At 63.0% G+C, this 18,068-nt stretch carries 14 protein-coding genes; 3 read left to right on the forward strand and 11 right to left on the reverse strand.

Features of this window, described 5'->3' with window-relative positions; all coding sequences use genetic code 11:
- Nucleotides 1-742: 742 nt before the first annotated feature.
- Nucleotides 743-5,908, reverse strand: coding sequence for an NACHT domain-containing protein (locus KY661_RS23285; RefSeq protein WP_225412312.1), 5,166 nt, complete (start codon nucleotides 5,906-5,908; stop codon nucleotides 743-745).
- 285 nt (nucleotides 5,909-6,193) lie between these two features.
- Here KY661_RS23285 and KY661_RS23290 point away from each other — a divergent pair, with 285 nt between their 5' ends.
- A complete protein-coding gene (locus tag KY661_RS23290; protein ID WP_225412313.1) occupies nucleotides 6,194-7,048 on the forward strand; it encodes an NAD-dependent epimerase/dehydratase family protein in 855 nt (284 codons plus the stop codon).
- Nucleotides 7,049-7,138: 90 nt separating this feature from the next.
- Here the strand turns inward: KY661_RS23290 and KY661_RS23295 are convergent, their stop codons facing one another.
- Genes KY661_RS23295 through ribA form a run of 3 tightly spaced genes read right to left on the reverse strand, consistent with a single transcriptional unit; the run spans nucleotide 7,139 to nucleotide 10,151 of the window.
- Nucleotides 7,139-8,248, reverse strand: coding sequence for a glycosyltransferase family 4 protein (locus KY661_RS23295; protein ID WP_225412314.1), 1,110 nt, complete (start codon nucleotides 8,246-8,248; stop codon nucleotides 7,139-7,141).
- A gap of 17 nt (nucleotides 8,249-8,265) precedes the next feature.
- Nucleotides 8,266-9,588: a bifunctional diaminohydroxyphosphoribosylaminopyrimidine deaminase/5-amino-6-(5-phosphoribosylamino)uracil reductase RibD gene (gene ribD, locus KY661_RS23300; protein WP_225412315.1), complete on the reverse strand. Its 1,323-nt coding sequence runs from the start codon at nucleotides 9,586-9,588 to the stop codon at nucleotides 8,266-8,268.
- A gap of 8 nt (nucleotides 9,589-9,596) precedes the next feature.
- A complete protein-coding gene (gene ribA / locus KY661_RS23305) occupies nucleotides 9,597-10,151 on the reverse strand; it encodes a GTP cyclohydrolase II RibA (protein ID WP_263437293.1) in 555 nt (184 codons plus the stop codon).
- 170 nt (nucleotides 10,152-10,321) lie between these two features.
- Between ribA and KY661_RS23310 the strand changes: the two genes are divergently transcribed.
- The gene (locus KY661_RS23310; protein ID WP_225412317.1) at nucleotides 10,322-10,801 is read left to right on the forward strand and encodes a dirigent protein; all 480 of its coding nucleotides are present in this window, start codon (nucleotides 10,322-10,324) and stop codon (nucleotides 10,799-10,801) included.
- 13 nt (nucleotides 10,802-10,814) lie between these two features.
- On the opposite strand, the gene rnk is transcribed toward KY661_RS23310, so the two are convergent.
- Both rnk and KY661_RS23320 read right to left on the reverse strand, forming a co-directional pair.
- The gene (gene rnk / locus KY661_RS23315) at nucleotides 10,815-11,264 is read right to left on the reverse strand and encodes a nucleoside diphosphate kinase regulator (RefSeq protein ID WP_225412318.1); all 450 of its coding nucleotides are present in this window, start codon (nucleotides 11,262-11,264) and stop codon (nucleotides 10,815-10,817) included.
- Between the two features lie 400 nt (nucleotides 11,265-11,664).
- Nucleotides 11,665-12,318 (reverse strand): glutathione S-transferase family protein, encoded by a 654-nt coding sequence (locus KY661_RS23320; protein ID WP_225412319.1) that lies wholly within the window; start codon nucleotides 12,316-12,318, stop codon nucleotides 11,665-11,667.
- A gap of 103 nt (nucleotides 12,319-12,421) precedes the next feature.
- On the opposite strand from KY661_RS23320, the gene KY661_RS23325 reads away from it, so the two are divergent.
- Entirely contained in the window at nucleotides 12,422-12,928 is a 507-nt protein-coding gene (locus tag KY661_RS23325) for a winged helix-turn-helix transcriptional regulator (RefSeq protein WP_225412320.1), read from the forward strand.
- A gap of 16 nt (nucleotides 12,929-12,944) precedes the next feature.
- On the opposite strand, the gene KY661_RS23330 is transcribed toward KY661_RS23325, so the two are convergent.
- The 5 genes from KY661_RS23330 to KY661_RS23350 form a co-directional block, all read right to left on the reverse strand.
- Entirely contained in the window at nucleotides 12,945-13,997 is a 1,053-nt protein-coding gene (locus KY661_RS23330) for a P-loop NTPase family protein (protein ID WP_225412321.1), read from the reverse strand.
- 166 nt (nucleotides 13,998-14,163) lie between these two features.
- Nucleotides 14,164-15,612 (reverse strand): DcaP family trimeric outer membrane transporter, encoded by a 1,449-nt coding sequence (locus tag KY661_RS23335; RefSeq protein ID WP_225412322.1) that lies wholly within the window; start codon nucleotides 15,610-15,612, stop codon nucleotides 14,164-14,166.
- A 72-nt stretch (nucleotides 15,613-15,684) separates the two neighbouring features.
- On the reverse strand, nucleotides 15,685-16,446 hold the full coding sequence (locus KY661_RS23340; RefSeq protein WP_225412323.1) for an amino acid ABC transporter ATP-binding protein: 762 nt from the start codon (nucleotides 16,444-16,446) through the stop codon (nucleotides 15,685-15,687).
- A 15-nt stretch (nucleotides 16,447-16,461) separates the two neighbouring features.
- Nucleotides 16,462-17,247, reverse strand: coding sequence for an amino acid ABC transporter permease (locus KY661_RS23345; RefSeq protein WP_225412324.1), 786 nt, complete (start codon nucleotides 17,245-17,247; stop codon nucleotides 16,462-16,464).
- Nucleotides 17,248-17,287: 40 nt separating this feature from the next.
- Nucleotides 17,288-18,052, reverse strand: coding sequence for an ABC transporter substrate-binding protein (locus tag KY661_RS23350; RefSeq protein ID WP_225412325.1), 765 nt, complete (start codon nucleotides 18,050-18,052; stop codon nucleotides 17,288-17,290).
- Nucleotides 18,053-18,068: the final 16 nt, after the last annotated feature.

Consider the following 18,068-nt stretch of genomic DNA (forward strand, 5'->3'; position numbering starts at 1 on the left):
TGAAGTGCCTGAGAACTCTTCAGTTATCGGTGGGTCCCCACCCGGTGATCCCTCCCCCGGTGATCGATCCGGGCTAGGAGTCTGTTGGGGTAATCCGATGACCTACTACCTGATGGGCTTTGCCTCCGGAGCCGGTACTCCCGCTCGTAGGTCGAAGCTTGTTTTCCCGTTACTGCAACACACTCCTAGCGCCTTGATCTCACACTGGCTCGTTCCCCGCTCCGTCCGGTCTCGTCCCGTTCAATTCCCCGCTGGAGGGTCACACAGGGGGCACATGCAGCCCACCAGGGTAAAATTGCTTGGACACGAGCATCCCGAGTTGCCCTGTCGCCCAGGGCTCACGAGAAGCCCATAGGAGGCTGACAATAGCGTGTGCCCTGGCAAGGTGTAGCTGGGGAGAATCTGGTGGAGGAACCTGGGTAGGAGCACAGCCCGGGTCACCTGTCAGCAACCCTCCTGGCCCCTCTGCATCGCCCCCCCTCAACACGGTCTCTATCCGTCTTATGCTTAATCGAACCCGCCACTCGGAATTTTTGGCGAGTACGAGCCAGATCAGTCGCGTGCAGCTCTCGTAAATGCTCCTAGTACTACTGTGTCACAAACGTATGGTTTCCCTCGGAGAACAGCGTGCCCTCAAAGCCGCTGAGGCAGTGGGGACCCAAGGGGAAGGCAGACGTTTATGACACAGTAGTACTAGCACGTCACGCCCAGGTTTGTCTTGGCGAAACTCTGAATCGCATTGTCATTGACTAGCTTTACATCCTGGTAGCAGTAACGAACATCTTCTAAAATAATCCTGAGTGGATGGGACCAGGTGGCGAGAGTAGTCGAGTTCTGCAAGGACCTTTCGCTGACGGTCAACGTCTGCCTGAAGATTCGGCAGGTTTTTTTCGAAGTAGTTGGCAGCTGGGCCATGGCGCAACACGACGATGTCAAACTCTCTTCCCTCAAGAACAAGGGGGGCGTGATCTATGAAGGTCTCTGCAGATTCGTGAGGCTTGGCCCGAGGATCTACAAAGACACGCTGGGCTTTATCCGAGGCATCAACCTTGATTATTCTACCAGGCCACCGATTTACGAGGGAGTTCCCGCCTCGTTGTGCACTCAGAAAAAGAAATGCGAGAAGCCTGTTATGGAGGGCTGTACCTCGATCAAAAAAGCCATAGTGAGAGAAGTTGAAGGTCACGTTCGCGTCCTCTCTCGTGCGAAGAAATTCAAAAACCTCCTGGGGCACCTGTATGCGCTTGGAATACTCGCTCCAAAGGCAGACATCGGTCTTCATCCTGAGGCGATCTTCGATTTCCATAAACTGGCGCCTCAGAGGTTGATACAAAGAATTTCTAAGCAAGTCCTCAACAAACTCTGCATGGCGAAAGTCCGCAACCAAAGCTCTTGCAAGGTCTATCAGTGCGCCATCACCAGAGCCTGAAATGAGGATACGCTTGCCGTCAACCTGCTCCGTCAGTTCGTCGGATGCCCAGTACGAGATCGGGGATTTGCAGAAACTGGAACGCGCGTTTGTGATATCGGCCGAGGAACTCTCCTGGCCGAAACCTACCGCAACAATAACGATGTCGTACTGCGTTTGAACATGATTTTTGTCCATCAGTAATACGCTTCCAGAAGTTCCTTTACTGATCTTGTTAATGAGTGTATTTCGATGAATATGAATGCTCCCCATAGTAGATGCGAGTTTCTCGAAAGCAGCCTCCAATTGCATGACAACGTCTGAAGCAGGCCCAGCTTTCCAGGGTAGCACTGGGAGATCAGAGACGTCCGTAGTAGGCCACTCAAGCGCCTCGTAGATATGAGGATGAACCCATCGATGGTGCGCCGCGCGTTGGATTGGGAGAAGCTGCTTCTCTTTCTCGTAGAGCGTGACAGAAGCACCGGTAAGGCGCACTGCGGCAGCAGCGGTGAGCCCTCCAACCCCTCCGCCAATTACGGCCACCCGTACTCCTGCACGGAGTTCTTCATGCTCTACAAGCGCATGAACTAAATTCAGTGCCCGGCATTGCTGTGCATAGAGCGTTACTCTTTTATCAAAGCAACCCAAGAGGTACACACCCTTGATGGCAGCAGAACGCATGCATTCACGCATGCGTTTTGCATCGAAGCCTTGGGGTGAAACCGCGGTAGGTGCAGAAGGCGGACGCAGCAGCGCCCAAAGCTCATTCAAATGCCACCCTGCCCACCCATGGCTTCTCCGGGCCATATGAGCCCGGGCAACGAGCCACCGGAGGTTCAAGTCTGGGGATTCTTGATCCAAGTGTTCAAGAATTTCGACGTCTTCAGGCGTTGCGCGACGCGCAAGCATTTCAATCAGCGCATTACGCAAACTCGCAACATCATCCCAAGGCAGCCTCGGTCGCCATAATCGTGCCTGAAATTGCACTTCAGTCCGATGTGGATAAGCGCTGATCAGCCATCGGATCCAAGCTTCTGCATCCTGCGAGGACAATCCATTGATTATGTCATGGCTTTCTCTACCCCAGAACTGTCGGTGCGCGATCTCTTCTACGGTTTTGCGTGATAGTCTCTCCGCACGAGAAGTCAGCCCCCACCAGCGTTTGAAATCCTGAGTCTCAATAGTCTGCCAGAGCGCGACCGCCGCATTGGCTGTGTAAGGCAGCATGCCTTCGGGAATGGGTGACATTGCTTTTTCGAGGCGATCCCAACAAAGGTGTGCTGCCTCTTTTGCGTCGGTTCGTATCAAGGCAGATAGTGCTGCATCATCCTGCTTATCAGTAAGAGAGCACTCTCTGAGCCATGTTCGGATCTGAGTGGCAAGCGGATCACACCAAAAGAGCGGAGAGTTGCGGAGAAGTCCGACGGCATTGTGCGGGTCGCTTGAGAGTTTCAAGAGCTGAGTTGTCGTATCGGAGATAGCCTGTGGAAAGCGTCTTGCCAGGGCAGACAGAATAGGAACGAGCCATTCTTGGGGTTGCGCGTCCAAGCCATAAGTAAGCATGGCCACTGCCCACTCCTCAAGTGCTGGGAATGGAATGTTATCCAGCTTCTCCAAACACTCGGAGAGCAACATGAGTGCACGAGTTCCAGTGAGGACATCGCTTGAGCACTCTGATTTCCCGAACCATTTATCTACCTCGGGAGGTACGCTTGAAAGGAAGTTCGCCGCCACTTCACGGATAGCTCTGCGACGAGCCTCGTCTGCTTTTTGCCATCCAGGTAGCTCGTTTAGCGGTGAAAAATAAGGGTTAATTTCTCTGCCCTCTCCATTAACGGGTTGAGCAAGGGCGAACAGCAGGGATTCGAAGTGAGCAGGTTCAGTAGTGCATGCGACAAGGCAGGCTTGGATTTCTGACTCCGAGTCAATGGGAGATTTCTGCCGTTCGGCCATACTGAGCGCGTCCTGCCGAATGAGTACTACCTCAGGATCATCAAGGTTCCAGGGTTCGAGGATCCCACGAAAGCTTAACTTTAGCTCTGGGTCTTGGTCACACGCGATAATGAGTGCTTCAGTATGCTCGAGAAGCGTAAGAGGAAACAACGCGTTTACCGCATTGCGTATCCCAGGTCTCACTTCTGCATTGGTCTCATCACGATGCCATGAAAGAAGCCAGTGCAGATCTTCCGGTCGAATTAGCTCGGCCGCAGCCCGCAGAGCACGACCAATCAATATTCTCGTACCTTTTTTGTTCTTGGCTTCCCGAATGAGTCGCCCTGCGATAGCACGTCGGTGAGACGGAACTGCATCCACAGTACTTTTATTCAGCGGTACGCTCAGGCAGTGCAGGAAGAAGGAGAGAAGTGTAGCCACCAATTCCTTTTGCACATGTTCATCATCGGCGTATTGCCAAGCAACTTGTAGGACTGCTCCTTCGATGGACTCTGTATGGCCGCTAGTTTCCGCGACCCAAACCTCTCGGAGCCACCGTAAAGCCGAAGGCAATACTGACCGTTCGAGCCAGTGTGGAATCTCTTGGTACACAAAATCACGATAAGCGCCTAAATATCCGCTGCGAGGACGATGCCGGACCGCAGCGAATACTTCTTCCAGACTGATGACACGCCTCCATAAAAGTGCACGAAGAGCGATCCCACGGAGGTTCCAATTAATATCGCCAGCCGTATCGTGAATCAGAGGACGGAGACATCGCCAATGCGAGGCACTACCTACCTCTTCCAGTGCCCAAGCAGCCTTCTCGCGCAGCGGAAGATCTTCTTTTGTGTCAAGAACGATTTCGATGAGTCGTTGAACAACTGAGACCCACGCGGGATTCTCTGCCAATACATAGGCGGCGTTTCCTTCGCTGAAAGGTTGTGTCGGGTTAATGCGAGGCAGCCTTGAATTCCAGTGCCCACGCTCAGGGTGGCAGAATCTTGCGATACGTATGGCTACCCGGCGGGCCACGAAGTCCTGCCCTGAAGCCAGCCAAGGCAAGATCTTTTGGGGGAGGTCGGGGTGGGATAGACGGTCGAGAGCATTGTCCCAACCTCCAACCACATCAGCGATTTTGCGTGAGGCACATGCTTGGAGGAGGCGCTCGGTAAGGTCCGCGCGCTCCATATCTGTCAATGTAGATGATCCACCGAGTAGGAGAACCTCTGGGCTGGTGCGGATGATGCGCTCTCGCAGAGAGACGTTTTGCGCGGCAACCCATCCCGCCAGTTCTGCAAACTGTGGGCGAATGGCGTCGCTCCCAGCACATAACACGGTCCAAAGTTTTTCGATGTCAGTCGTCTGGGACACGAGATGGAACGCAGCGAGAAACTCTTCCTCCGTACGATGAGAGAAGCGGATGAGCTCTCCTTCAAGGGTTTGGAGTGGGTGGGGTTCTTCCCGCAGCACTCGGCGAACTTCAGCAGGAGTCGCTTGGCGAGCACCAATGGGTATTGTCCCGTTCTCTCCGAGATCCTCAACACGGAGGTGCCCCTTGAGCACGCTGGAGGATTCCGTTCGGTGGAGTGCTAAGCAGTTGCCGAGAAGCAGTCCTGAGGCAACTCGTGCCATCAGTAGGAAGCGTTCATCGGGCGACCAAGCCTCCCGTGGCATCTTTTCGGCACGGAATTCTGCCTCCTCGGTGCACCCATGACGTAAGGCTCGCTCGTAGAGTTCCCAACGGTTTCCTCGCAAAGCCTGATGCTGGACGAAGAGATCCACCACGTAGAGGAGCGTCTTGGGCCGAGCTGCAAGCGGTCCTACTGATGCATCCTTCACTGCTGTGAGGAATTTTTCCGAGTCGAGAGTCTTTCCCCATTTACGAGCGCGCTCGGTCGCGAGCGTGATCGCATCCGAGGTTCTAAGAGGGAGAAGCTCCCAGATGGGGAGCTGCGAATCCGTGACCGAACGCTCTCCTTCGTCTCCTTCCTCCGAGGAACTGATCTGGTCTGGTCGCGCAGCATTTGTCTTCGTTGAGGGGAAGAGTTCGAGCAATTTGGATGCAAGCGCCGAGGACCATGCACCAGTACGGCAGACGATACGCAGCTTGAGCCGCTTTCGATCCTGAGGAAAGATGTCCTCAAGACATTTAAGAAGAATGCGCGCAGCATTGTCTACCTGGACGAGGCACTCGTCCAAACCATCGAGAAAAGCATAGAGGTCACCTGTCCCGACCGTTTTCAGCCAATCTGTGAAAGCAAGGCCCTTTTCAAGATGCTCCCCATCGTTGAATAGTCCCAGGTCGACTTTGCGTGTCGTGATTGGCGCGGCGAGGCGGGCCCGAGCCTCCTCAATGACGCGTGTTTTTCCAGAGCCTGGTTCACCAAGAAGTACTACACACGGTTCGTGCTCCAGTGCTTTCCAGGTTCGTATGCCGGACACCGATGCGGTAGTCGCAGAAGAGCCCTCCACGGAATCAGAGAGGAACCCGTCATCGTCCAGTGGCACGTGCGTACCTGGGCGACCAAGAAATCTCTCAACCTTGATGACCGTGCTGCCGTCCATGACCGCCGTCTCCATTAGCATGTGAAGAGCTAAAATGGCTTCACACCCTTCCATCCTACTTCGGCTCCCCCTAGAGAGGGCAGAGCCGAAACGACAAGAGGCGAGTCCAGTGTCTGAGGCGGCAGCGAAAGCGGAAAAGAAAAACCCAGCAACCCTTTAAGATTGCTGGGCTTCTCGAGATGGAGGCGGCGGGTATCGAACCCGAAGCATGGCATCACTCCGGCCCCAGGGATTGCCGGGGCCGGTGGTTTGACTTCTCTGCTCCCCGGTGCCAGAGCAGAGCGCATGAGGGTCCTCGTCACAGGCAGTTCGGGTCGACTCGGTGTGGAGGTGTGCCAGCAGCTTTCCGTCGCACATACGGTGACGGGCGTGGATGTCGCGCCGGGCCCCTTCACCCAGGTCATCGGAGGCGTGGAGGATCGCGCACTTGTCTTTGAGCAGGTGTCACGCGTGGAGGCCGTGGTGCACGTGGCTTCGCTGCACGCCCCACACCGCGATCAGCTTCCCAAGTCCCGTTTCATCGACGTGAACGTGCAGGGCACCTTGAACCTGCTCGAAGCGGCTGTGGCGCATGGCTGCCGGCGTTTCGTCTACACCAGCACCACTTCCGTCTATGGACGCGCCATGGAGCCGCGCGCGCAAGCCGCCGTGTGGGTCACGGAGGAGCTTCCCCCCGAGCCTCGCGACATCTACGACGTCACCAAGCTGGCCGCCGAGCAGCTCTGCCAGCTGATTCACGAGGAGCACGGACTTCCCGTCATCCTCCTGCGTACCGCGCGCTTCTACCCTCAGCCGTACGAAGTGCTCGCCCTCCACCGGCTCCACCGGGGGCTGGATGTGCGTGACTGCGCGTGGGCCCACCAGCTCGCGCTGGAGGCCTCGGTCCCCTTCGGGCTGTACAACCTCTGCGCCCGCTCCCCCTTCCAGCGCGAGGACATGCCGGGGCTATGGGCAGACGCGGCGAGCGTCATCCGCCGCCGGGCTCCCGAGGTCGCCGAACAGCTCGCACGGCAAGGCATCGGCCTGCCCGCACGCATCGATCGCGTCTATGTCATGGCCCGCGCCGAAAGAGAGCTGGGCTTCCACCCGCGATTCAACGCCCGCGAGTTCCTTGAGTGCGAACGAAGCTCCACTGGGTGACGGCGCCGCCCGCGGCGACGGCCTCATCGGACAGGCGCAACAGCCCCATGGAAGGCAGAATCGGCAGCGGCCCTCCCTCCCCTCCGGCACTCATGCAACTTCGGACAACCCCGGGCCCAGCAGCCGCTCGTACAGGCGCAGGTGCTCCTCCGCCGAGCGCAGGAAGCCCTGGCGCAAGGACTCACCGAGGGCACGGTCGGCCTCCGTGGACGCCGGCACGCCGCGATCCAGCCACGCCGCGATCGCGTCACGCAGGGCCCCCACATCCTGGATGGGGATGATCTGCTTGGGGCCATATCCTCCGAGCATGATGGGGAGGTTGCCCGAGTCGGTGGCAATCACCGGCTTGCCAAGCATGACCGTCTGGGCGGCCGCGAGCGAGAAAGGCTCGCCCTGGGAGCCGCCATCGATCGTCGGATGCAGCAAGAAGTCCGCCTGCCGGATGGCCTCCCAGCTCTGCTCCACGCTGTAGTGAATGAAGTGGATACGCCCGCGCTCCTCCCACGGCGCCACCCGGGCGAGCAGCGCCTCATCGAGTCCCGTGGGGAAGATGCGCTGGTCCTTGCCCGCGTGGAAGAAGGTGAAGTCCTCCCGGCCCGCCTCCAGCAACTCGAGCACCGCCTGGAGCGAGATCGCCGAGCCCTTCCACCTCGACAGGCGCGTCGGCTGGAGGATCAACTTCCCGGAAACCGGCGGAAAGGCGTACGCGCTCTGGCTCATCGTCAGCGAGAGGAACACCTCGTGGATCTCGGCGCGGGGGATCCTCCGGCGGGTCTCGTCGGCGATGTAGCGCGAATGCGCGATGATGGGCAGCCCGCGGTGGCGCAGCACGTCCCAGCCCTCCTCGGCATCCGTCATGCAGTGCATGTTGTGGACGAGCCGGGGTGGCCGAGGCTGCGCGAGCAGCCCATCGATCAGCCGCCGGGTCATCGCCGGGCGGTGGAACTGCGAGTTGTGAAGCTGCACCACGTCGAAGCCCTTGACGGCCTGGAGCAGCTCTTCCAGCGCCCGCTGCTCATCGCGCGGCTGGGTCAGCAGATCCAGCGCCTCCAGGTAGTGCGCGTCCAGCGCGCCCCGGGTGCCGGCGAAGACCTCCGTGGTGGCGCCCAGCCGCCGCAGTTCCTTGACCAGCTTGCCGATGTGCACCGCATCCCCTCCGGCAGTGGGGAGGGCAATCCAGTTGATGTGGGCGATCTTCATGGGGGCTCCACCGGTGGTCACGCGGCCTCGGGGGTCTTCACCGGCTCACTCAAGGCCCGTCCGGCGCCCAGCTTCTCCAGAAGCTTCTGCGTGGAAGGATACAGGTATTCCACCAGCAGATCCTCGCCCAGGCGGGCATGGGCCATGGGGTTCAACCTGACGCCCGTGCCATACGGCGCCGGGAACTGGAGCCGGTAGCGGGTTCCGCCCCCGAGCGTGGGGGCAGTGAAGATGTGGGCCACATCGAACACGCTGGCTTCCGCCAGGGTGGAGAGCAGGCGAGGGCCTCCTTCCACCATGACGCTGTGAATCGGCCGTCCAGCGTGCGCGCTGAGGGCGGGATCCGCCAAGGCAGCCCGCAGGGTGGCCCCGGGAGAGGACCCCTCGAGGAGCGGCAGCAGGTGCTCGATACGCTCAAGGCGCTGGACCACGCGCGGCTCCTGGCGGGCCGCCTCCAGGGCGGACGGATGCACCATCAGGACGGTCGGCGTCGCGGGAGAGAAGGTGCGCTCCAGCAGCCCCTGCCAGACGTCCTCGGGACAGGACAGGATGCGAGCCGCCGGATCGAACAGGAGCCGGACCGGCTGGCGGTGGTGCGGCTCCACGCAGGAGCGGACCGTGAGCGCCGGCTGGTCCGCCAGGACCGTGCCCGCCCCCACCAGGATGGCGTCGTACTTCTGGCGGAGCCAGTGCGTATAGGCCCGGGACTCCTCACCGGAGATCCACTGGGAGCGGCCATCGTCATAGGCCAGCTGCCCATCGAGCGTCTGTGCCCACTTGGCGGCGATCAAGGTCCGCCCCGCCAGCTGCCAGAAGAGGAACGGCAGATGCCAGGCGATGGCCTCCTGAGCGAGCACCCCGGTCTGGATCTCCAGGCCCGTCTCGCGCAGGCGGCGCAAGCCATTGCCCGCCACCAGGGGGTTGGGGTCTCCCACCGCGACGACACAGCGTGCGAAGCCGCAGCTCGCCACGAGTTCCGCGCAGGGCGGCTGCCGCCCCGTGTGCGAGCAGGGCTCCAGCGTCACATAGAGGGTCGCCCCGCGCAGCTGGCTCCGGTCCGCGACGCTCTGGATGGCCACCCGCTCGGCGTGCCGGCCGCCATGGACCTCCGTGGCACCGCTGGCCAGCAGCCGGCCCTCCTTGACGATGACACACCCCACCGTGGGGTTGGGGTGGCTGCGCCCGACGGCCGACATGGCCTGCTCCAGGGCCTTCTGCATCCAGTACTCATCCCCCCCCTGAGCGGTGGGGAGCACGGGCTCCGCGCCCTGCTGGAGTGGAACCGGCAGCGTGCGTTGAATGACACCACCACCGCCAAAGCCTCTTCGCAGGGGGTTCATCGCAGCGCTCAACCCAGGTTGATCTTGTGGTGGGTGCGCAGCACCTTGGCTTGCAGGTAGCGCTGGTTGTGGGTGTTCATGTACGTGCCGGTCTGGACCTGCTCAGCGACCGTGATGCCGTGCGCGGTCAACTGCGCCGCCTTGTCCGGGTTGTTGGACAACAGGCGGATCCGGGTGACGTCCAGGGCCCGGAGCATGCTGGCCGCGGAGGCGTAGTCCCGCAGGTCATCCGCGAAGCTCAGCCGCCGGTTGGCGTCGTAGGTGTCCAGCCCCTCGCCCTGGAGCTGATAGGCATCCAGCTTGGAGTAGAGGCCAATGCCTCGCCCCTCCTGGCGCAGGTAGAGCAGGTAGCCCCCCTCCGAGTTGATCCGGAAGATCGACTCGCGCAGTTGTGGGCCGCAGTCGCACTTCTGCGAGCCGAAGAGGTCCCCCGTCATGCACTCGGAGTGGAGCCGGACCAGCGGGAGCTTGCCCGTGTTCTTGGGCCCCAGCTCCACCAGGAAATGCTCCTTGCTATCTGGCAGGCGGTGGAAGGAGCAGAACGTCCCCAGAATGCCATCCATGATGGGAATCGGGACCCGCTGGCGTACGGAGGCAGGAACCACGGAAGGAGAGAGCTCTGGAAGGGTCAGCGGCTGCGCTGGCATGCAAGAACCTTTTTCCTGTTAGTCCTGAATTAATTATTAATTTGCTTTAGCATGGAAGTCAACATATCCATTATAAAATGAGAAACTTGAAAGAGACCGGTAAGATGCAGCAGGCCATCCTGTGGGCTGGGTGCACCCTCTTGCTCGCCGCGCCGGGGCTGGGCTGCTCCAGCGCTCACGCGGACGAGCCGTGGACCTTCACCACCATCGCCGATGCGCGCAGCGGCATCGCCAACTCGGTGGACCTCGGGGCACCGGGGGACTCGCCCGGCGACATGTTCGTGTTTGATCAGCCGCTGCTGAACGAGGCCAAGGAGAACATCGGCTCCAACAGCGGCTTCTGCGTTCGGACGCTGCCGGGCCAGTTCAACGAGTGCCAGTGGACGCTCACCCTGGCCGACGGCACCATCACCGTGGCGGGGCGCGAGTCCGACACCGGCACCTCGATGATCCCGGTCGTCGGAGGCACCGGCAATTACCTGGGCGTGAAGGGCGTGCTGGCCACCACCCCCAATGGGGACAGGACCTTCACGCAGGTGCTCTCGCTGATCAAGGCGACGCCGTAGCGGCGCGCGGGCATCACAGGTGGAAGTCGCCTGCCGCCTCGGGCTGGTAGAGAACCTCCAGGATGCGCAGCTTGCCAAGGCGCTCATTCGGCAACGGCCACTCGATGATGTCGCCCACCCGGAGCCCCAGCAGGGCCAGCCCCACCGGCGCCAGGATCGAGACCCTCGATTGCTCCATGTTCGCCTCTTCCGGGTAGACCAGCGACGCCTCCCGGCGACGGCCCGTGTCCAGGTCCTCGAAGAGGATGCGCGATCTCATGGTGACAATATCGGGCGGGATCTGCTCCGGCCGCACCAGTTGGGCCCGGTCCAGCTCCAGCTCCAGTTGCTCGGCCGCTGCCGCCTTGCTGCCCTCCAGATGCCGCTCCACCACCCCCCGCAGGCGGGTCATGTCCTCGGTGGTGATTTTCAAAGCCGGAACGGTTGCCGCAGAGCGCGGCTCATGCACTGAACGTGAATTCATGGTGACTCCCGGTGCTCCTGGCGCACCATGGCGGCCGGGAGCCCTTCAGAGGGGACAGAGGGAATGAGGCGAAGGGGGACTACAAGCCGCGAGGCAGGAATGCGCCGTCGGCGGTGGGGCTAACCCGTGACCGTCGAGGCGCAGACCCCAGGGCAAGGCGTTTTCCGGACACACCTTCCCGGAGCGCCGCGCTTGGGCGTCGATGCTCTGAGCGAGAGGATGAATCGGGACAAAACGCCTCCAGGTACCTCCGGGAAAGGTACTCGCCCCAAGGACTTTTCACAACCCCGTCTCGAGGCAGCCCCCGTGCGCTTCCACACCTGCCGGGCGATCCACAGCCCAAGGCCAAAGCCGCCGCAGTTCTTCTCGGGTACGGCCCGCTCGAAAGGACGGCCAGGACTCAGTCCTGCTCGGGCACACCGAGCGGAAAGAAGGAGCGGTAGGGCCGCGCCTCGTCCACGGCGCGCGCGAATGACGGCCGCTTCAGCAACCGCTGGCGATAGGCATGGACGTTGGCGAAGCGCGCGTCGATGGGGTGGGTCCAGTGCGCGTAGAACAGGAACGGCGCGGCGGCGCAGTCCGCCAGGCTGAAATCCTGGCCCGAGGCCCACTCACGATTCGCCATCCACCCATCGAGCCAGCCATAGGCCATCTCGAGCTGGGTGCGCGCTTCCGACACGCCGTACGGATCCCGGCTCGCCTCGGGCCGCAGCTGGTTGAAGACGATCCGCCCCTGCGGCGTCGACACGTAGTTGTCGAAGAACCGGTCCAGGGCGCGCACTTCCAGCGCCGCGCGTGGGTCCTCGGGAATCAGCCGCACCGGGCCCGGGTGATGCAGCTGCAAGTGCTCGATGATGATGCTCGATTCCGGCACCGTGTGGCCCCCGTCCACCAGGAGGGGGAAGCGCTTGAGCGGCCAGAGCGCCGCGAGCTCGGCCATCACCTCGGCGTTGTCCACCATGCGCCATTCGAAGGGCAAGGCGTTCTCATAGAGCGCGATCAACACCTTCTGGCAGTACGACGAGAACGGGTGGGCATAGAACTTCAGGGCCATCGTGGAGTCCTCCAGCTGGGGCGCAAACCGCTTGCAGATTGAAACCGGTTGCGTTGTAGACAAACCGCTTTTAAGCTGCAAGCGGTTTCTAGGAGCTCATGGAATGGAAGGACCGCGCCGCTCGGGATGCCCGATCAACCTGACGCTGGAGGTGCTCGGCGACCGCTGGAGCCTGATCGTCATCCGTGACGTCATGTTCGGCAACCGGCGCCATTACCGCGAGCTGCTGAACCAGTCCGAGGAGGGCATCGCCTCCAACATCCTCGCGGCCCGGCTCAAGCACCTGCTCGAGGCCGGCCTGCTGTCCAAGCGCGACGACCCCAGGCACCGGCAGAAAGCCATCTACAGCCTCACCGAGCCCGCCATCCAGCTCGTGCCGCTGCTCGCGCACATGGGGGCATGGGGCGTGCGGCATACGCCCGTCACCGAGGAGCTGGCGATCCGCGCGCAGCTGCTGGAGCAAGGGGGCCCAGCCTTGTGGGAGGCCTTCATGGAGGAGCTTCGGGCGGTGCATCTCGGCGCGCCCGCGCCCTCCCGCTCGGTCCTCGCTGAACTCCAAGCAGCCTTCGAGAAGACCGTGCGCAACCGCGCTCACGCCCTGGGCGAATGACTGACTCGGGCAGAGGTCAGGGCGTCCAACGCGCCACCTGGAACGTGTCCCCCTCCCCATAAGTCACCGTGTACACGGTCAGCCTCGCGGTGCCTCCCGGCTCACGGGAGCAGTGCACGAGCACCGGCTGGCGGGGCGTGCCCGCCGCCTCGTTCAACCTCCGGACCGCTGCCTCGGGGGTGTCCGCATCCAGCTGGGCCACGACCCCATGCCCAGTGATGGAGATGTGCGCGAGCATCCGCAGCTCCTCGCGCGTGTGTGCGGTCTCGATGAAGACCAGATCGGGATCCTGCCGGGAGAAGGCGGAGATCGCCCGCTCCAGGGTCAGCTTCTCGTCCAGGAGGAGCGCGCCGGTCCGGGGATCCAGCGGCAGGGGCCGCTCAAGCGCAACCAGGGTGTTCATGTGCCTGGGGAGGACCGCCAGCGCCGCGCGCCACGCCGCAGCCCGCTCCGGGGCGGGCTCCCCCGTGAAGAGCACCATGTGCCCCTGGAACAGCATTTTCGGCGAGAAGAAGGTCTGGTCGAGGAAGCCGGCCTCCTCCGGGGACAGGGGCAGCGCGGAGAAGGGGCGAAAGAGCGCCTGGGCCTCGCGGTCCCGGACCAGCGCGGAGACCTCGCTGCCCAGGTCGCCGTCCTGGAAGTCCACGAGGAAGAGCCACTCGGGCGCCTCGGCCCCAGGGGGCAAGGACACCTGGCCACGGGTCGGACGGCGGGGGTCCTGGCCTCGCTGGGCCACGGTGCTCAGTGCCCGGCCCAGCGCGGCATGGAGCGCTGGATCGTAGTGCTGCCGGACCCTCTTGGGCTCCCGCCCGGACATCCCCTTGGACCCGGCGTCCACCCGCGGCAGGAAGAGCAGCGTCACGCCCGCGGCCACGGTGCCATCGTCGAGGGTATCGGCCCAGACCGAGAAGAAGGAGGCCCGGACCCGCTCCGCCAGGGTGAACAGGGCCAGGGCGGCCTCCTCCAAGGTCCCAGCGGGGGGCGGAGTCCCAGCATCGAACCCCTCCTCCTGGAGCGAGCGGGTCAGCGCGGCAATCAAAGTCTCGGCGGTGGCGGGAGGAGCGGTCATGGCGTGCCCAGGGTTGTACTCCAGCGGCGCCCTCCCCTCCTCCCTCGCTTTTCGGCCCGCGCTCAGGTCCCGCCTTCGTCGACGATCGCCTGGGTCGTGGCCTCCAGCCAGCGGCATCAAACCTCCGCCGTCCAGAGCGCTTCCTGGACGGCGGAAACTCCTGAACTCAGTTGATGTAGTACCGGGCCATGAAGTTCAGACGCGTCATGTGGCCACGCTCACCAGCGAGCGTCTTGCGCGAGCCCACGATGCCCTCGATACCCAGGTCGACGCCCTGCACCGGCGTGAAGATGGGACCGAAGTTGGCCTGCTGGACCCAGCGGTTGACGCCGAAGCGGCCCGAGTTGAGGCCGTTCTCCACGATGGCGTCGGTGAAGTCGTTGTCGAAGTGGCGCGTCATGCCGTAGACGAGGTTGATGCGCACCCAGGAGGTGGGCTTGAACTGGTAGCCGACGATGATGCCGGCGGCCCGCTCGAGCTCGATCTCGTCGGCGTCCGCGTCGTAGATGGCGCCCTCGATGAAGTTGAGGTAGCGCCCGATGCCCTCGCCGCCCGTCACGCCCAACGTGAGCAGGTCCTTGCCGCGCGTCTTCACGAGCAAGCTGGCCGCGGCGCCCCATCCCCGCCGGATGCCTTCGGCGTCCGCTCCGTCATCGACGCGCAGCTCCTGCGTCATGCCACGCACGCTCGTCGCGCCCCACCCGAAGCTCTTGTCCCAGCGCAGAATCAGGTCAGGCAGCCGCGCGATGCTCGTGCCCAGGACGGCCCCTTCGTCGTTGAGCACATAGCTCGCCGAGTTCTCGAGCGCGACGGTGAAGGTGCCCGCGCCCTGCGTGGCGTAGGCGTAGCGGATCATCGGCTGGCGGCTGATGGTCGCGCCCACCGGGCCGTTGAAGTCCACGGTCTCCGGGTAGTTGTCCACGTCCATGAAGGTGGACCAGGTCTGGCCGATGAGCAGCCCGCCGAACTGCCCGTATGCGTGGCGCAAACGGAAGCCGTAGCTGTTCGTCTGCAGCTGCGTGAAGACGTTCCGGGGCGTGCCGTACTGAGAGGTGTCACCGGTGCGCGGCTCGTTGGCGAAGTCACCCTCGATCTTGATGCTCACCTGGCCCAAGCGGGTGGGCATGCCTGCCGCGAGCCCGAACCGTGACGTACGGGCGTTGAAGAAGTTGCGGTTCTTGCGGTTGCCCGCGGGCGTGTCCTCGAGCGGCAGGTACGGGGAGAACGACGCGAAGTCGATGTCGGAGCTGTCGCCCTGGAAGTCGTGGAACCAGTTCAGCTCCGCGATGCCGTAGAGGCGCAGCGAGATGTCCGTACCGGGGATGCGGAAGGAGCCGGGGAAGTCTCCCGCGACCACCGCGTCCTCCTGCTTCACCTCCACGAGGTCGATCCGCTCCTCGATGGTCTTGGGCTCGGCCTTCTTGGACTCGCCCGATGCGGACGCGGTCCCGGTGGCGGCCTCGGGCTTCGCGGCCTTGAGCGCCTCCAGCTCTTCACGCAACCGCGTCAGCTCCGCGCGCACCGCCTCCATGTCCGCGGGCTGCGAGGCCCCGGCCTGCTGCGCCTGCTGGGCGGTGGCGGCGCTGGCGCTCAACAACAGGAACGCCGCAGACATCCCACTGAACTTCCGACTCATCCTCATACGCTGTTACCCCTCCGAGGCCCTGCGGCCTGACGGTCTTGACTGCTAGTGCGCGAGCTGCCCCAGGAATCCCCGGATCCGCTCGTTGTGCTGTCTGTCGAAAAACTCATCCGGAGGCGCTTCCTGCAGCAGGGTGCCCTGATCGAAGAAGAGGATCCGGTCACCCACCTCACGGGCGAAACGCATCTCGTGCGTGACGACGATCATCGTCATGCCCGAGCGCGCGATGTCCTTCATCACGTCCAGCACCTCGTTGATCATCTCGGGGTCCAGCGCGCTGGTCGGCTCGTCGAAGAGCAGGACCTTCGGCTGCATGGCCAGCGAGCGCGCGATGGCCACGCGCTGCTGCTGGCCGCCCGAGAGCTGGTGCGGGTATTTGTGCGCGTGGTCCTTCAGCCCCACGCGGGTGAGCAATTCGAACGCCGCTTCCTGGGCCTGCTTGCGCGGCGTCTTGCGCACGCGGCGGGGCGCGAGCGTGATGTTCTCCAGCACGGTGAGGTGCGGGAACAGGTTGAACTGCTGGAACACCATCCCCACCTCGCGGCGGATGGCATCCAGGTTCTTCACGCTGTCATTCAGCTCGACTCCATCCACCACGATCCGCCCGGAGCCGTGCTTCTCCAACCGGTTGAGCGTGCGCAGGAACGTCGACTTCCCGGAGCCGGACGCGCCGATGATGACCGCCACCTGCCCCTCGTAGAAGCGCGTGGAGACGTCCCTCAGGACATGGGAGGCCCCGAAGTGCTTGTTCACGCCTTCCACGACAATGAGGGGCGCCTGCGGTGGGGTGTCAGAGGTGGGAGGCATGGAAGGACGAATGCGTCAGGAGCGCTGCTCGATATCGAGCCGGTGCTCGATGGCACCCGAGATCTGGGTCAGCACGGTCGTGAGGATGAGGTAGATGCAGGCCGTCGCCATGAACACCGGCACGGGCTCGAACGTGGCGGCCTGCACCCGGTTGCCGACGTTCGTCAGCTCGACGACGCCGATGACATAGGCCAGCGAGGAGTCCTTGAGCAGCGCCACCACGTTGTTCACCAGGGGCGGCAGCGCGATCTTGAAGCTCTGCGGGAACACGATGTGGACGAAGGTCTGCGTGGGCGAGAGGCCCAGCGACCGCGCCGCCTCCGTCTGCCCCTTGGGCACGGCGAGGATTCCCGCCCGGAGCGCCTCGGCGTTGTAGGCCCCCACGTTCACCGCGAGCGCCGCGGCCGCCGAGTTGAAGTCCGACAGCTGGACCCCCGGCAGGAGCATCGGCAGGGCAAGGAACACGAACAGCACCTGGACGAGCAGCGGCGTGCCGCGAATCACCCAGATGTAAAGCTCCGCCCCCCACCGCAGGGGCGCGAAGGGTGCCAACTTGGCCAGGGCGGCGAACACGCCGAGGACGACGCCCGCCAGGCCCGCCACGAGCGTCAGCCCCACCGTGATGCGCGCGCCCTCCGCGAACTCCTGGGCAGCGGGGCCAATGGGCTCGGGCAACCAGGCCAGCGGTGTCGCCACGAGCCACAAGAAGAGCACCAGCACGGCGGCCGACACGGCGATGGTGGCGGTGCTGCGCTGCTGGCGCGTCCAGCCTTGAGGCCAGACGGAGAGGAGGCCGTTCATTCGGGCGTCCGGAGCGCCGGGATGTCGTCGAAGCGCGTGCTCACCTGCAGCGAACGTCTTCTTTGAGGTACTTCTTCGAGATCGCCTCGTACGTGCCGTCGGCCATGATCTCCTGGAGGGCCTTGTTGATCGCCTCCACGAGCGAGGTGTTGCCCTTCTTCACCGCGGGGGCGATCTGCTCGATGAACACGAAGTCACCGAGCTTCAAGCCCGCGGAGGCGCCCGACTCGAGGGCGGCCTTGGCGACGAACTTGTCCGTCACCCACGCATCCACGCGGCCACTCATGAGCGCGGCCCGGGCGTCGGTGTCCTTCGGGAAGTTCTTCACCTCTTTCACACCCGGGAGCTTCTGGACGCTCTCCAGGTAGGTGGTCCCCGTCTGCACCGCCACCACCTTGCCAGAGAGATCCTGGGCCGTGCGGACGGCCGGATCCTTCGCGACGACCACTCCGCCCGAGCAGTAGTGCGGGTCCGTGAAGGAGACGGCCTTGGAACGCTGCGGGGTAATGCCGAACGAGGCGATCACCATGTCCCAGCGGTCCTGGCGCAAGCCCGCGAGGAGCGCATCGAACGCGAGGGCGCGCCATTCGATCTTCACGCCCATCTTCTTGGCGAGCGCCTCGGCGATCTCGACCTCGAAGCCGGTGAGCTTCGGGCCCTGATAGAAGTTGAAGGGAGGAAATCCGCCCTCCGTGGCGACGATGAACTTGCCGTCCTTCTTGATCTCCTCGAACGTCCGCGCCTCGGACAAAGTCGCGGTAAGAAACAACGTCAGGACAACAAGTTGGCTCAGCAATTTCATCATCAACCCCTCCTCCGGG

It is taken from the genome of Allostigmatella hybrida (genome assembly GCF_020103775.1).
GTDB classification, from domain to species: Bacteria; Myxococcota; Myxococcia; order Myxococcales; family Myxococcaceae; genus Hyalangium; species Hyalangium aurantiaca.